This window comes from Veillonella sp. 3310 (genome assembly GCF_003999875.1).
Taxonomy (GTDB): Bacteria; Bacillota; Negativicutes; order Veillonellales; family Veillonellaceae; genus F0422.
The window spans coordinates 190,401-205,210 of record NZ_RQVJ01000001.1 but is presented as its reverse complement, the minus strand read 5'-3'; the positions used below and the strand labels follow the sequence as shown (position 1 = coordinate 205,210).

Sequence of the window (14,810 nt, the reverse complement as noted above, 5' to 3'; positions counted from 1 at the left end):
TAATAAGAAAACCACCTACCTAAGTAAGTGGTTTTAATACTTCTCGGTGGGTGTCGCTTACCCCACATCTCAATCCTATTTCTAGTTGTGTAGATGCCACAAATTTTCTACCTCGAGAAGTTCTTATAGCAATAACATCAAAAGTATCATTACTAAGTAAAAACTTCTAATAATCTTCTAGTAAAGCAACCCTTCTACCCTCTATGTTTCAATATTTCCTCAGCTGCCCCCAAGATGCCTAGCATGGAGTGTTCAAATACAAGTCCGCCTTGCATAAAGATCGTATACGGTGGTCGTACTGGTCCATCTGCGCTAAGTTCAATGGAAGAGCCTTGTACGAAGGTACCCCCTGCCATGATGATTTTATCTTCGTAGCCAGGCATATCTCCTGGGATTGGATGCACATGTGCATCCACAGGGCTATAGGCTTGCATGCCACGGCAGAAGTATTCCATTTCTTCTGGTCCATGTAAGTTAATAGCTTGGATCAAGTCAAAACGAGGTGCATCGACTTTTGGGAATACTTCATATCCCAATAAGGTTCCCACTGCCGCTGTATAGACCGCTCCTTTCAAGGCTTGTAATACCACATGAGGTGCCAAGAATAATCCTTGGAAGAATAGGCGATACCCCGGTGCGTAGGATCCCATATGATCCCCCAAACCTGGAGCTGTTAATTGGTATCCCACTTGCTCTACTAATTCATCACGTCCTACTACGTAGCCACCAGTAGGAGCAATACCGCCACCAGCATTTTTAATGAGAGACCCTGCCATAATGTCTGCCCCCACTTCTAGGGGCTCTCTAGTTTCTGTAAATTCACCATAGCAATTATCCACAAAGGTTATGGTCTCAGGATTCACTTCTTTTACAGCTTTCACAATGATACCAATATCTTCCACAGATAAAGGTTCTCGTGTGCTATATCCTCTAGAGCGTTGGATAACCACCACACGAGTATCTTTAGTAACAGCTTTGCGAATGCCTTCTAAGTCGTAGGTGTTATTCATCAAAGGAACTTCTTTGTAGATGAATCCTTGCTCCGTTAACGATCCTGGTACATGACGAGAGGCACCGATAACGGATTGCATCGTATCATATGGTTGCCCTACGGCATAAACAAACTCTTTCCCTTTCGATCCATTGCACAAGATAGCTTGTAATGTGGTTGCTAATGCATGGGTACCGGATACGAAATGAGGGCGCACGATAGCACGCTCTCCTTTGAATACGTGAGCGAACACTTCGTCCAACTTTTCACGGCCCACATCATTGTAACCATAGCCACTGGTTCCATTAAAATGATAATCTGAAAGCTGACACTCTTTAAATGCTTCCAGTACTTTTTTTGTATTATATAACGCAACAGGGTTAAATTTTTTGAACTCTTTTTCAGCTAACTCAAGAGCCTGTTGACGGATTTCTTCTACAGTCATTCTATTCCTTTCTATGTATAGCAAACTAGTTTTGATACATAATCCTCATAAGTTAACTATACCTATCTATGTCATATTTAAAAATCTTAAACTATATTATAGAAGTATAGGGATCAATCAACGCTAGTTTACTCTAGTTATTTTATCTTTAGACTAGCTAGAACTAGCTCCATAGCTTCTTCATAAATGCTGTCTTCACTGCGGTTTGGTGTAATAGATATCCACTGAATATATGGCATTCGCTTATACCACGTAATTTGCCGCTTTGCAAATTGCCGTGTATGTTGTTGGACTAATTCAATAGCCCGTTCTTTTGAGTATATTCCTTGAAAATACGGGATTACCTCTTTATATCCAATACCTTTGAAAGCCTGAGAATCTGGTTGTACACCAGTATCCAAGAGCTGTTCTACTTCCGCAAATAAACCATCTCGAACCATGTACTCTACTCGAAGGTTGATTCGTTCGTATAGCTCTTCTCTGGATCGTTCCAAGCCGATTACAGGCCCATGAAAGACTAAGCCTTCTTTTGATGGTGTTAATAAGGCATGCCCCTCACCAGCTAATACGCACTCGATAGCACGGTATAGTCGATGTTTATCTTGAAATGGTAAGGTGAGGCCTTCTTGTTCAGCTAATTCATTGGCATAGGTTTGCAAGCCTTCTAATCCAGAGGCATCAAAGATTCTATCCAGTTCGAGGCGCAAACTTTCATTGCGAGGTACATCTAAAAAGTCATAGCCCTCTAGCAAGGATTGCACATACAGCCCTGTGCCACCGGATAAGATGGGAATCTTACCTTCTTTGTTAACAGCATCTATGACAATATTAGCTTGTGCATTGAACTCCGCCACACTGTACGAGTCATTTGGCTCATGGGTATTGATGAAATAGTGAGGCACTCTGTTCAATTCTTCTAGGGTAGGTTTGGCGGTGCCAATGGTCAACCCTTTATAAATTTGGTACGCATCCCCAGATAGTACGGGAGATTGTAATGTTTCTGCCATCCGTAAGGTAAGGGCTGTCTTCCCTACTGCGGTAGGTCCCAAAATAGTGATTAACTGATTCATCTTACCTCCTTTCATAGATGCCATAAGCGATAGAACTATATTTACCACCCACCATCTCTATAGGTGGAAGCGCTTTAAATAATCGACTGCCTTTGCGCTCCTTAATGACTAAGCGCTTCGATTTCTCCAAGGCCAGTTCTACTATTTCTGAAGTGATCTTAGACTCTAGTATATGACCACGCCACTGCAAAAATTGTGGACTTTCATAGACGGGATTTTCAAACATAGGGTCTACATAGATAACATCGTATGTATTAGGTACTATTTGATCCAAATAGTCCTGGTAATTGCAAATGACCAATTGAATACGACGCAATGCTTCGGTTACCTTTGGCTGTTTATGCTGAAAGTGTCGAAATCCATAATTGGTGATATAACCTAAAATAGGATGTCCTTCAATGGCCGTATGACGTGTTAATTGTGAACAACCATAGCTGATAACAGCACTATCTGATCCTAAGCCAGCGGTACAATCTAAAACAGATGTGACCGATTCATAGCCGATAGCTCGTAGCAGATGGTCTATATTTCCACGGTCAATTTCTAACAAGCGCAAATGAGCCATAGACAGATGAAATTGATGAGGTACGCCCTCTTTTGTCACAAAAGAAGGACCTTCCTTGGTCACAACTAAGGCACCCGCACAATGATGTGTAGTTAACAAGTCTTCCACAGACTGATGTTTACGAGGCACATAGGGCATCTGCAAGAGTTGACTAACCGTCTTAGCCTGTTCAATAAAATATGCATTTGTCTTTGAACTTGTGCTAATGAGGTACATGTTAACTCCGTAAAAATAATTTCCCTAATTCGTCTGGTGTAAATTTAATAATCGTAGGTCGTCCGTGAGGACACACATAGGGCTTTTCTGTACTGAATAAATCCTGTAATAAAGCATCAATTTGTACCAAGTTCAGATTGTGACCTGCTTTAATGGCACCACGACATGAGGCATATGCCAACATTTCATGGCGTAGCTGAGCAGCACTTGGACTTTGATGATCGTGCATATAAGAAAAGACGTATTGTAAAATTTCCTGCACTTTACTTTCTACAATATCTACAGGATGTCCATCGATACGTAAAGATGTAGGTCCTCCTTGGTCTACTTGGAATCCTAAATCTAACAATGCATCTCTCTGTTCTTCCGCCAATGTTAATTCTTCCTCACTTACATCCATGTGCATAGGCATTAATAATTCTTGCATAGGAATGGACTCGGATGATTTGCATAGTTTGTCATACCGCACACGTTCGTGCGCTGCATGTTGATCGATAATGTATAAATCATCACCTTTTTTAGCCAAAATATAGCAAGAGGCTACTTGTCCCATAGGAAGTAGTCCGTGATTGGCCGCTGTTTTACTGGTATTAGTATTATATGAATCACCACGATTAATATCATAGGAATCATCTACACCAATAGTTCTCTCCGTGTGAGAATTACCTGCTACGCCTTGTGCTGCAGTTAAATCTCCCAATACGGATTCATTTCCAGTCTGCATCATATATGGCTCTACTGAGCTTGGTACTAGGTTAGGCCGTGATTCACGGATAGCTCTGAATCGATCCTTATCTTCCTGTGTATAACTTTTAGGCACAAAGTTTTCATTCACATCTAGTGATTCATTAAAATTACTTTGCTCGTACACAGTACGTTGTGGCGCAGTATATCCCTTTTGACGAATCGTATCCACGAGAGCCTCTGTTTTTTCACGCATTACCGTAAATCCTTGAGAACGTCCAGTGAATACCTTATCGTAGTCGATGGCTGTAGCAATGGTTTCTTCTTGATTGGCTGTTACGTGATGTGTGGGTTTTTCTAAAGCTTGCAAAATACTATTATACACTGCTTTAAAAACCGGTTTATCATCTGAGAATTTCACTTCGCTTTTCCGTGGATGTACATTGATATCTACGGTCCCAGGAGGTACGACAATTTGTAATACTACTAAAGGATAGCCACCTTTTGGCAATAGTGCATGGTACGCTGTGTCAATTGCTTTGTAGATGGCTTTGTCAGAAATAACACGTTGGTTCACAATTGTCGTCTGCCATTGACGGCTACTTTTTAGCACCGTCGGCTTGCTGACTACACCTTCCACGTAGATACCTTCTGCTTCATAGGCGATGGGAAATACGTCTTCACTGACTTTAAATCCATATAGAGCAGCGATGGTATCCACCATCCTATGATTCCCTGGTGTCATGATGGTCACACGGGTATCCACAATGCATTTGAAAGCAATATGAGTGTGGCTCAGTGCCAGTTTGCCAATCATATCCTGTATCTTATTCGCCTCTGTACGAGTTGATTTTAAAAACTTTCTACGAGCCGGGGTGTTATAGAATAAATCTTTCACCTCAATGGTGGTACCCACTGAGGTACCACATGGATCACAGTCCACCATATGACCACCTTCGATGTAAATCCGTGTACCCATATCATCTGTTTCTTGTCGTGTACGCAAGGTAAACTTGGATACGGAGGCGATGCTAGCAATGGCTTCTCCACGGAACCCCAAGGAGGCAATGTCGTATAAATCGTCAGCACTGCGAATTTTACTAGTAGCATGGCGAAGTACAGCTAGGCGTGCATCTACTTCAGACATACCGCACCCATTGTCGGTAATGCGCATGTATTCGATACCACCTTCAGCAATTTCTACTTCAATAGAAGTAGCCCCTGCATCGATAGCGTTTTCTACTAATTCCTTGATGACAGAGGCAGGGCGTTCTACCACTTCACCTGCTGCAATCTGATTGATGGTCGTTTCATCTAAGACATGAATGGTTGGCATTATTTGCCACCTCCTTGTTTCGCCTCTTCTTGTAAACGATATAATTCACTGATGGCCTCGATGGGGGTCATACTCATAATGTCTAGTTTCAGCAACTGATCGAGTACAGGTTGCGTAAATAAATCACCGCTCCCAAATAGAGGTCCTGTAACGCTTGGCTTTTCTTTTTTCTTAGGCGCTGGTTCCGATACTACTGTTCCATCTTCTAGGTGAGCTAAGATAGTATTTGCTCTATCTAGTACAGCTTTTGGTAATCCTGCCAATTTTGCTACATGGATACCATAACTGCGGTCAGCTCCGCCTTTCACAATACGACGCAAGAATATGACATCATTGCCTTTGTCTTTCACAGCCACCGTATAGTTTTTCAACTTACTATATTGCTCTTCAAGTTCAATCAACTCGTGATAGTGAGTAGCGAACAAGCTTTTACAGTGAATGGTTTCACAAATATGTTCCACCACGGCACGAGCTATGCTAAGTCCATCAAATGTAGACGTACCACGGCCAATTTCATCAAGTATGACTAGACTGTTGCACGTGGCATGTTCTAGGATATAGGACACTTCTTTCATTTCCACCATGAAAGTACTTTGACCTGTAGAGATATCATCGCTAGCTCCTACGCGGGTAAAAATTCTGTCCACAGGAGCAATGGTCGCTTCTCTAGCGGGTATGAAAGAACCAATTTGGGCCATAATCATAAGTAAAGCTACCTGACGCATATAGGTAGATTTACCCGCCATGTTAGGACCTGTGATGAGGATAAACTCTTCTTCGGAATGGTTCAACACCACGTCATTAGGAATGAATAATTCCTGTTTTAGCAATGTTTCAATCACCGGATGTCGACCATCTTTAATAGAAATGGAACCATTGGTCACGATAGTTGGGCATACATATTTGTTGGTGAAAGCCACTTCTCCTAAACTCAAAATAACGTCTAGCTGCGCAATGCCACGAGCCGTTTCTTGGATTTCTTTAATATTCTCTTTTGCTATAAGGCGCAAGTCTTGATACAAAGAATATTCCAATTTTTGAATCTGCTCTTTTGCATTGAGCATTTTAATTTCAAATTCTTTGAGCTCTGGAGTAATATATCGCTCCGCATTGGTTAAGGTCTGTTTTCGAATGAAATAATCTGGTACGAGACCTACTTGCCCTTGAGACACTTCAAAATAGTATCCAAATACTTTATTGTACCCTGTTTTAAGGCGAATTCCTGTAGCTTGTTTCGCCTCTTCTTCTAAACGATGTAGCCATTCTTGACTATTGGTGGCTAAGGAACGTAATTCATCAAGTTCCGCACTATATCCATCACGGATGACATGACCATCTTTTAATGCCAACGACGGCTGATCCACGATAGCCCGTGTTAATAGGTCACATAAGTCGTCATTGGTATGAATCATGCTATGACAGTCTTGTAAAATATTAGAGGTACACTCTTGTAATACCTCTTGAATCATCGGCAATACTCGTAAAGATTCCCGCAAGGATGCAAAATCTCTAGGAGACACACTCCCCGTTTCTACACGGCTTAGAATCCGTTCAAAATCATAGACTGAGGTCAATAAAGAACGGAGTTGACTGCGCATGGTCGGGTTGTCGATAGATTCACCTATCCCCATTTGACGGCGCACGATGCGATGAATATCCATTAAAGGATGTTCAATCCATTGTTTTAACATACGTGCACCCATAGGGGTCAATGTTTTATCCAGTACATCTAGAAGCGTTCCCTTTTTAGATCCATCTCGAACATTTCTTGTAATCTCTAAATGGCGCAAGCAAGATGTATCCAAGATCATCCGGTCTCCCACAGATAGTTGGTGCACATAATTGATGTGCGACGTATCTGTTTTAATGACGCCTTCTAAATAAAGAATGACATAGCCTAAGGCTTCTAATACATCTTCTTCAAGCAGTCCGGCATCAGAAAAATGTTCGCGACCTTTCAGACGAATACTGTCCATAGTATCTGCAGGCGCGAACGGAGACAAGGTTATGCCAGACATTTGACGGGTTAAAAAATCTTGTATACTGGCAGGTAATTCACTACTACCAGCTAGGATGAGCTCTTTCGGCTGGTACATGGTGAAAGCATCAAATAAAGAGCTTTCACTAGAACTATCCATACGTTCCCAGATCACTTCACCAGTCGTGATATCTGTGAACAACACAATACGCTGTCCCCCTGTTTCATAGGTCAAAGCTAAAAAGTTATTTTCTCCATCTTTCGTGCCATTTTCACTAAGTACTGTGCCCGGTGTGATCACACGGATCACATCACGTTTTACGATGCCCTTTGCCTCTTTAGGATCTTCTACTTGTTCACAGATAGCTACCTTGTAACCTTTACCGATAAGCCTTTCAATATAGGATTCCGCAGAATGGAAAGGAACGCCACACATTGGAGCTTTATCTTCTTCACCGGCATTGCGACCTGTTAAGGTTATATTTAATTCTCGTGATGCGGTGATAGCGTCGTCGTAAAAAAGCTCGTAAAAGTCACCTAATCGAAAAAATAATAATTCCTTTTCATAGCGAGCTTTAATACTAAAATACTGCTCCATCATAGGCGTTTGTTTTTTGCCCATCCTGCTAACTCCTTTCTATAATACAGTGCCGTATAATACCCACGTTTGTCCTTTGTCAATGCGTACATCAACAGTATCCCCGATGTGTAAGCTATCTTGTTTAGGGAATAAAACCATTTTATTGCCTGATGTACGTCCAAACCACATGTTTTCATCAGTACGGCTAGGACCTTCTACGATAATATCGTATACCTTGCCTTCCATGGCTTGGTTAAGCTCTAAAGAAATCTCATTCTGTACGTCCATCAAGGCTTGCAAACGAACACGTTTCACTTCCTCTGGTACTTGCTCTTCAAATTCCGCCGCTGGCGTACCAGAACGTTTGGAATAAATGAAAGTAAACGCCATGTCATAACGTACATCTTTCAATAATTGTAATGTTTGTTGGAAATCTTCCTCTGTTTCTCCTGGGAAGCCTACGATAATATCTGTTGTGATTGTAACGCCATCAATTTTTTCGCGGCAATATTGTAATAAATCTTTATATTGTTCCACAGAATAATGACGGTTCATGCGTTTCAAAATATTGTCAGATCCAGACTGCACTGGTAAATGTAACTGTGTCACAATATTGGAAGAACGTCCTAAGGCATCTACCATGCCTTTCGTCATATCTTGTGGATGGCTTGTCATATAGCGAATACGCTCGATGCCTGGGATTCCATCTAAGGCATCTACTAAGGTACCAAAGTCTGTACCATCTTTAAAATCCAAGCCATAGGAGTTTACGTTTTGTCCCAACAAAGTGATTTCTTTAAAGCCTTTTTCACCTAATTCACGTACATCTTTTACGATGGCTTCTACAGGACGGCTAATTTCACGGCCCCGCACATGAGGTACGATACAGTATGTACAGAACTTATTACATCCGTTCATGATCGGTACCCACGCAAAGAATGTACCATTTGGTTTTGCCGCCAATTCAGGCAATACTGTATTGTCCATCTCTACATTGACTTGACGTTTTTTCGTTCGTTGTACTTCTTTGACCATTTCATTGATATGTTGAATATTATGGGTACCTAATACGATATCAATATGAGGGGCCCGCTTAAACATATCTGCTTGGTTCTTCTGTGCCATACAACCTGTAATAGCAATGATCAAGTTTTTATTTTTCTCTTTCAAATGCTTTAACTCGCCGATGCGACCATAAATTTTATTTTCTGCCGTTTCACGAACGCAACAAGTATTTAAAATAATTAAATCTGCTTCATTTACCTCTTCTGTAGGCACATATCCAACAGATTCCAATTGATGGGCCAATCGTTCTGAATCACTTTCATTCATTTGGCAACCATATGTATAAATATAGTATGACTTCATATTACTCCTTATGCTTGTATTTTACTTTTGATGGCTCAATGGTGCCACCTACCTTAATAGCAAGTCTCTCGATTGACATGCCTGTAATATATTCGATTTCTTGACGTATCGTTTTTTGCAAGGTATCCATGATTTCCTTGACCACGAATCCGAGCATAACCGTAACGTCAATTTGTAAGATTAACCCATTCGTAACTTCCTTACTCTTTTTGATATCCATACTGCGCACATCTGTCACACCTGGAGACTTTTCAATGCTATTCTTGATGAGCGCTTGAATCACTGCATCTTCAAAAACTAGTTTGCCATAATAGCTGAAAGCTGGGCGAATTACAGATTTTTCCCATCCCTCATCTTGCTTCGTAGACAATCTAGTTCTTCGCCAGAAGGACTTAATAGGGTCGATTAAAAAGCCTTTAAAGTGAGGCTTTAATTCAACAGTTGGAACGGGAATGATATGTTTTCCCTCTTTTAATCTAGCATGTTGTGCTTTTTCAATATCTTTTGGACTAGCTACGTCTTCAATATGAATATAATAGGACGGGGCAGGGATTCCCAAGGCTTTTGTGATTTTTCCAATCATATTTTCTGATGTGCCCAATATCATAAGTCGTTCTGGTTGAATCTCATCCAGTGCTTTTCGCACACTTTCCACCTGTTTTTTATCTTGAAAGATAGCACGACGAACAGCTTTGATGCGATTTTCTTCTTTTTTAGCAGAAAATCCACCCACAATGCGATTATTATGAATTAAAATACCGTCATCGATAATACAAGATGCGTGGTGTTCATGGGCCACCACCAATGCTCTATGACTTTTACCTGTTCCGCTAGGGCCAATAAATGCGATTACATCCATACTACACCTCTATGCGCCTTGTAAGGCTTTCATAAACTCTGATACCCACTCACTTTGTATTTCATATTCTCCAAGACCGATACTTTCAGGAAATCGATCTTGTATGCCGTGAAAGTCAGATCCACCGGAGATTAACAATCCCTTATCAGTGGCAAATTGATGGTATTTAGCACTATCCTCGGCAGAATGGCTAGAATGATAGACCTCTACGCCATCAAAAGGGAGTTCTAGTAATTCATGCACATAATCGTCATTTTCCACTAATTTGGGATGGGCTAGCACGGCGATACCACCGGCACGATGAATCAAATCAATAGCCTGTTGTGGGGCATACTTTTCCTTCGGCACAAAGCAGGGACCATTGGGATTTAACATGGTATCAAAGGCTTCCCCTACAGTTTTCACATAGCCGTGAGCAATGAGTAATTGCGCAATATGACGGCGCCCAAAGGACACAGCATCGGTAAAAGTATTTACCAATTCCTCATAGGAAATATCATAACCTGCCTCAGCACATTTATCCACCATTTTATGGATTCTAGAACGACGCACTTCTTTAAAGTGAGAAATATAATCCTGTAGTTCCGGATGGTCTAAGGAAAATTGATATCCCAATACGTGCACTTCTTTCTCATTGTAATAGGTACTAAACTCACAGCCATGATAGATTTGAATCCCTGTTCTATCCTCATTTGTTAATTGACCGTAAGCACCAACTTCATCATGATCTGTAATAGATATCGCTTGTATTTGTTTCTCTTTTGCTAATGCCACTAAATCTCTTGGCATATACGTACCGTCTGATACATTCGTATGCATGTGGAAATCGACTAACATAGACCCTCCTTTCCTAACGATTTTGTTCTTTCATACGGCGTTGAATATCTCGTTTTGCATCTCGCTCCGCCATATCTTGTCGTTTATCGTAATTTTTCTTGCCCGTCACAAGGCCAATGGTAACTTTTACATACCCATGACTATAGTGAAAGTTCAATGGAATCAAGGAATAGCCTTTTTCTTTCACTTGTCCTAAGAGTTTATGAATTTCTCGTTTATGCATGAGCAATTTACGAGTCCGTTCCGGCTCGTGATTGAACTGATTACCCTGTTCATACTTGCTAATATGCACTTGGTATAAGAAAAGTTCCCCATTTTCAATGCGACAAAAACTATCTTTTAAATTAATGCGCCCAGCCCGAATCGACTTCACTTCCGTTCCTGTAAGGGCAATGCCTGCCTCATAGGTTTCATGAATGTGAAAGTCATGCCGAGCTTTGCGATTATCTACAATTAACGCATTGTTATCTTTCGCCATTACCGTTTCCTCTGTTTCTTTCCTTGTTTACGATGACTCTTTTTATGTATCGTTTCATAAAAGGCTGTTTTCTTTTTTGTATCCAACTTGCGTAGCATTTTCTCTACCGCTTTCGTGGTACCTGTCGTTTCTATTATATCATGAGATTGGCTACCACGGCGTTTTCGTTTCTCTTCTTTTTGCTTCCTATTGGATTTTTTACTTCCTTTTTTAGGTTTTGAAAGTGATCCTTCACGACTTTGACCTCTTCGTAAGTAGCCATCGATGTATTCCACTTCTCCAATAACAAAATCAATTTGACGAAGTTCCGTATCGGCTTTGATTAATGTTACCGTCACTGGTGTACCTAAACGATATTCTTTACCACTTCTTCTACCATAGGCCATATAATGTGGCTCGTCAAAGACATAATGGTCATCATCCATCAAGTTGTATGGCACTAATCCATCCACCCCATTATCCAGCTCAATGAATAAACCAAAAGCAGTTATGGAACTTACATGACCTTCAAAACTTTCACCTACATATTGCGCCATATACTGAACCTTTTTCATGTCCAAGGTTTCTCGTTCGGCTTCTGTGGCAATTTGTTCACGCTCTGAACAATGACTAGCTCCATGTGTTAAGTACGCTTCATCAGCGATAGATGCCATACGTTTTGGCTTACCTCCTAAGACATAACGTAACAATCTATGCACCATCAAATCAGGATAACGACGGATGGGCGATGTAAAATGGGTATATGTATTAGAGGCCAACCCAAAGTGTCCAATATGTTCCGAGCTGTATTTCGCTTGTTGCATGGAACGAAGTACCATGATCTGTACCACAGGTTCAATCTCTGTACCGCTGACGGATTGCAATAATTCTTCAATATGCTTAGGCTCTACCTTGCTTGGTAATTTCACAGGATATCCAGAATGATGTAGAACGGTGATGAGTTGTTCTAATTTTGTATCCTTTGGATCTTCATGGATACGATAGATAGATGTTGCCAATCGTTCACTAAGGAAAGTTGCCACTGTTTCATTAGCCAACAACATGCATTGTTCAATTAATTTTTCTGCGATGGTTCTATCTTTTCGTACGATTCGTTGCGGTATGCCCGTAGCATCTAAGAGAACTTTATATTCTGGGAATTCAAAACTAATGGCCCCTGCTTGTTGGCGCATCTTCATCAATTGGTATGCCAATGTCTCCAAAGTTCGTACCATCTCCATGAGGGGTACCAAATCATCCGGAATGATATTCTCTTCTAAGGCTAAGTAGATTTCCTTATAGCTACAACGGCGTGTAATATGAATAATAGACGGTTTAATGGTGTAGTGCACCACCTTACCATGAGGGTTCACTTCCATGATACAAGACATGGCATAGCGATCTTCCTTAGCTTGCAAGGAACAAATACCATTTGACAACTCCACCGGCAACATCGGAATCACACGGTCCACCAAATACACACTGGTGCCACGGCGATATGCCTCTTGATCAATGATAGAACCAGCTGGCACGTAGTGACTGACGTCTGCAATATGAACCCCTAATTCAATATTGCCATTATCCAACACTTTCGCATGCACAGCATCATCTAAATCCTTCGCATCTTCTCCATCGATGGTGATCATTTCTTGATGTCGCAAATCTAAGCGATCTGCTCCTTCAGTGACTGTGAAAGAAATCTTCCGGGCCTCTTCTTGCACATCTTTTGGAAACTCTTTTGGCAAATCAAAGGTAGCCATCACGGACAATACATCTAAATCCGGTGTAGAACTATCCCCTACAATTTCCACAATTTTGCCTTCTGCTTTACGATGTTCCTCTGGCCAAGCTGTCAATTCAACTACTACGGTGGCACCACTTCGTGCATCCATAGTACATTCTAAAGGAATATAAATATCCTCACCTAATCGTTCATTATGAGGTGTTACAAAGCCACTTTTAGGAAGTCGTTCAAATATGCCCACTACACGTGTTGTATTTCGAGTCACAACACGGCGGATAATACCTTCTGCATTTCGTTCACTCGTACCTTTTCGTTTGATAAAATATTCTACTTCATCATCATGCATAGCTGTCCCTGCACAACCATTGGGAATGAATACATCTGGCAGGTTCCCCTCGGCAGGTATTACAAATCCAAAGCCTTTTTTGCTCGCTTTATAGATACCAATCAATTTCGTGTCTTCTGTTTTTTGATAGGAACCATATTCTCCACCTTTGATACGGATGCATCCTTCTTCTTCTAATTCATGTAATACTGAAAAATATGCCTGAATCTCTTCGCCTTTATAACCCAAGATGAAAGGAACATCTTCGATATGATAGGATTCAGGCCATATATCTCTAAAAAATCCTAATATTTCTTCTCTCATAGTACCTCAGTATTTCTATAAAAAAAACCTACCATAGGGTAGGGTTTTTTTATGTATTAATAAGAACTTAACACTAAATCTAAAGCTAGACTAACTAATACGAACAAAGTAGCAAGAATCACCGTACAGCGTGATAGGAATCCATCTACGCCACGCTCTTTACCACCGAATACGGAATCTGCTGCACCGGAAACGGCACCGCCCATACCTGCGCTCTTACTAGTTTGTGCTACTACTACCACAATTAAAAGAATAGAAATAATAATTTCAACAACCATTAGAAAATCTCTCATGAATCTCTTCCTTTCTGTATCAACGGTTATGACCGAAGTAAACTTCCATTTTTTTCTTTACTCGCTGCAATGCATTATCAATGGACTTTACAGATCGATGATGTTCTTCTGCCATTTCTTGATAGGATTTAGCATCCATATATCCACGTAATACATCCCACTCTAGAGGACTAAGAACAGCCTCCATTACTTCCTTAATCAGAGCATATTGCTCTCTATTGATGACTACTTCTTGAGGATCTAGATTTTTTTCTGTCTCTAACACTTCAATGAGCGTTCGTTCTGAGTCATCATAGGCTGGCTTATTTAAAGAGATATACGAGTTCAAAGGGATGTGTTTTTGACGGCTCGCCCCTTTAATGGCAGAAATGATTTGACGTGTAATACATAATTCAGCAAATGCTTTGAAGCTAACCTCATGGTCTTGATTAAAATCTCGCGTTGCTTTATATAAACCAATCATACCTTCTTGTATAATATCTTCTTTATCAGCGCCCATTAAAAAATAGGACCTAGCTTTAGATCGAACAAAATTTTTATATCGTTGCACAATATAATCAGTAGCAAAATGATTGTTCTCACGTTGATAGATGGTAACAATTTCTTCATCCGTTAATGAAGAAAAACGCTCAAACTCAGCTACTGTTTCTGTTTCATATGACATAGGATTCCTCCTGTGACTCTGTACTAGGAATGATACTTAATAGTATACACTATCTATATAAAAAAGTACATATT

The 14,810-nt window shown here is 40.7% G+C and carries 12 protein-coding genes; all 12 read right to left on the bottom strand.

Translation table 11 applies throughout. The features are described 5' to 3' along the window. Positions 1-194: 194 nt before the first annotated feature. Complete coding sequence (locus EO127_RS01020; RefSeq protein ID WP_127447643.1) at positions 195-1,436, bottom strand: methionine gamma-lyase family protein; 1,242 nt, start codon at positions 1,434-1,436, stop codon at positions 195-197. A 137-nt stretch (positions 1,437-1,573) separates the two neighbouring features. Beyond that, positions 1,574-2,506, bottom strand: a complete 933-nt coding sequence (gene miaA, locus EO127_RS01015; protein ID WP_127447642.1) for a tRNA (adenosine(37)-N6)-dimethylallyltransferase MiaA — start codon at positions 2,504-2,506, stop codon at positions 1,574-1,576. A gap of 1 nt (position 2,507) precedes the next feature. After that, a complete protein-coding gene (locus EO127_RS01010; RefSeq protein ID WP_127447641.1) occupies positions 2,508-3,287 on the bottom strand; it encodes a class I SAM-dependent methyltransferase in 780 nt (259 codons plus the stop codon). A 1-nt stretch (position 3,288) separates the two neighbouring features. After that, positions 3,289-5,307 carry a DNA mismatch repair endonuclease MutL gene (gene mutL / locus EO127_RS01005; RefSeq protein ID WP_127447640.1) on the bottom strand — a complete coding sequence of 673 codons (2,019 nt, stop codon included), beginning with the start codon at positions 5,305-5,307 and terminating at the stop codon, positions 3,289-3,291. Next, complete coding sequence (gene mutS, locus EO127_RS01000) at positions 5,307-7,907, bottom strand: DNA mismatch repair protein MutS (RefSeq protein ID WP_127447639.1); 2,601 nt, start codon at positions 7,905-7,907, stop codon at positions 5,307-5,309. Before mutS ends, mutL begins: the two co-directional genes overlap by 1 nt. Before the next feature lie 15 nt (positions 7,908-7,922). Further along, a complete protein-coding gene (miaB, locus tag EO127_RS00995; protein WP_127447638.1) occupies positions 7,923-9,233 on the bottom strand; it encodes a tRNA (N6-isopentenyl adenosine(37)-C2)-methylthiotransferase MiaB in 1,311 nt (436 codons plus the stop codon). Position 9,234: 1 nt separating this feature from the next. Next, entirely contained in the window at positions 9,235-10,092 is an 858-nt protein-coding gene (locus tag EO127_RS00990; RefSeq protein WP_127447637.1) for a hypothetical protein, read from the bottom strand. A gap of 9 nt (positions 10,093-10,101) precedes the next feature. Beyond that, complete coding sequence (locus EO127_RS00985) at positions 10,102-10,929, bottom strand: PHP domain-containing protein (protein ID WP_127447636.1); 828 nt, start codon at positions 10,927-10,929, stop codon at positions 10,102-10,104. Positions 10,930-10,942: 13 nt separating this feature from the next. Beyond that, the gene (smpB, locus tag EO127_RS00980) at positions 10,943-11,407 is read right to left on the bottom strand and encodes an SsrA-binding protein SmpB (RefSeq protein WP_126939072.1); all 465 of its coding nucleotides are present in this window, start codon (positions 11,405-11,407) and stop codon (positions 10,943-10,945) included. Further along, positions 11,407-13,779: a ribonuclease R gene (gene rnr / locus EO127_RS00975; RefSeq protein ID WP_127447635.1), complete on the bottom strand. Its 2,373-nt coding sequence runs from the start codon at positions 13,777-13,779 to the stop codon at positions 11,407-11,409. The genes smpB and rnr overlap by 1 nt, the downstream gene beginning before the upstream one ends. A 56-nt stretch (positions 13,780-13,835) precedes the next feature. Continuing rightward, a complete protein-coding gene (gene secG / locus EO127_RS00970; protein WP_127447634.1) occupies positions 13,836-14,072 on the bottom strand; it encodes a preprotein translocase subunit SecG in 237 nt (78 codons plus the stop codon). 19 nt (positions 14,073-14,091) lie between these two features. Then, positions 14,092-14,736, bottom strand: a complete 645-nt coding sequence (gene sigH / locus EO127_RS00965) for an RNA polymerase sporulation sigma factor SigH (protein WP_127068549.1) — start codon at positions 14,734-14,736, stop codon at positions 14,092-14,094. Positions 14,737-14,810 lie beyond the last annotated feature (74 nt).

Excerpts from the sequence above, each read along its gene's own strand:
- EO127_RS00990 (WP_127447637.1), bottom strand. The coding sequence starts at position 10,092 with ATGGATGTAATCGCATTTATTGGCCCTAGCGGAACAGGTAAAAGTCAT.
- EO127_RS00985 (WP_127447636.1), bottom strand. The coding sequence starts at position 10,929 with ATGTTAGTCGATTTCCACATGCATACGAATGTATCAGACGGTACGTAT.
- miaB (WP_127447638.1), bottom strand. The coding sequence starts at position 9,233 with ATGAAGTCATACTATATTTATACATATGGTTGCCAAATGAATGAAAGT.
- smpB (WP_126939072.1), bottom strand. The coding sequence starts at position 11,407 with ATGGCGAAAGATAACAATGCGTTAATTGTAGATAATCGCAAAGCTCGG.
- EO127_RS01020 (WP_127447643.1), bottom strand. The coding sequence starts at position 1,436 with ATGACTGTAGAAGAAATCCGTCAACAGGCTCTTGAGTTAGCTGAAAAA.
- mutL (WP_127447640.1), bottom strand. The coding sequence starts at position 5,307 with ATGCCAACCATTCATGTCTTAGATGAAACGACCATCAATCAGATTGCA.
- EO127_RS01010 (WP_127447641.1), bottom strand. The coding sequence starts at position 3,287 with ATGTACCTCATTAGCACAAGTTCAAAGACAAATGCATATTTTATTGAA.
- sigH (WP_127068549.1), bottom strand. The coding sequence starts at position 14,736 with ATGTCATATGAAACAGAAACAGTAGCTGAGTTTGAGCGTTTTTCTTCA.
- mutS (WP_127447639.1), bottom strand. The coding sequence starts at position 7,907 with ATGGGCAAAAAACAAACGCCTATGATGGAGCAGTATTTTAGTATTAAA.
- rnr (WP_127447635.1), bottom strand. The coding sequence starts at position 13,779 with ATGAGAGAAGAAATATTAGGATTTTTTAGAGATATATGGCCTGAATCC.
- miaA (WP_127447642.1), bottom strand. The coding sequence starts at position 2,506 with ATGAATCAGTTAATCACTATTTTGGGACCTACCGCAGTAGGGAAGACA.
- secG (WP_127447634.1), bottom strand. The coding sequence starts at position 14,072 with ATGAGAGATTTTCTAATGGTTGTTGAAATTATTATTTCTATTCTTTTA.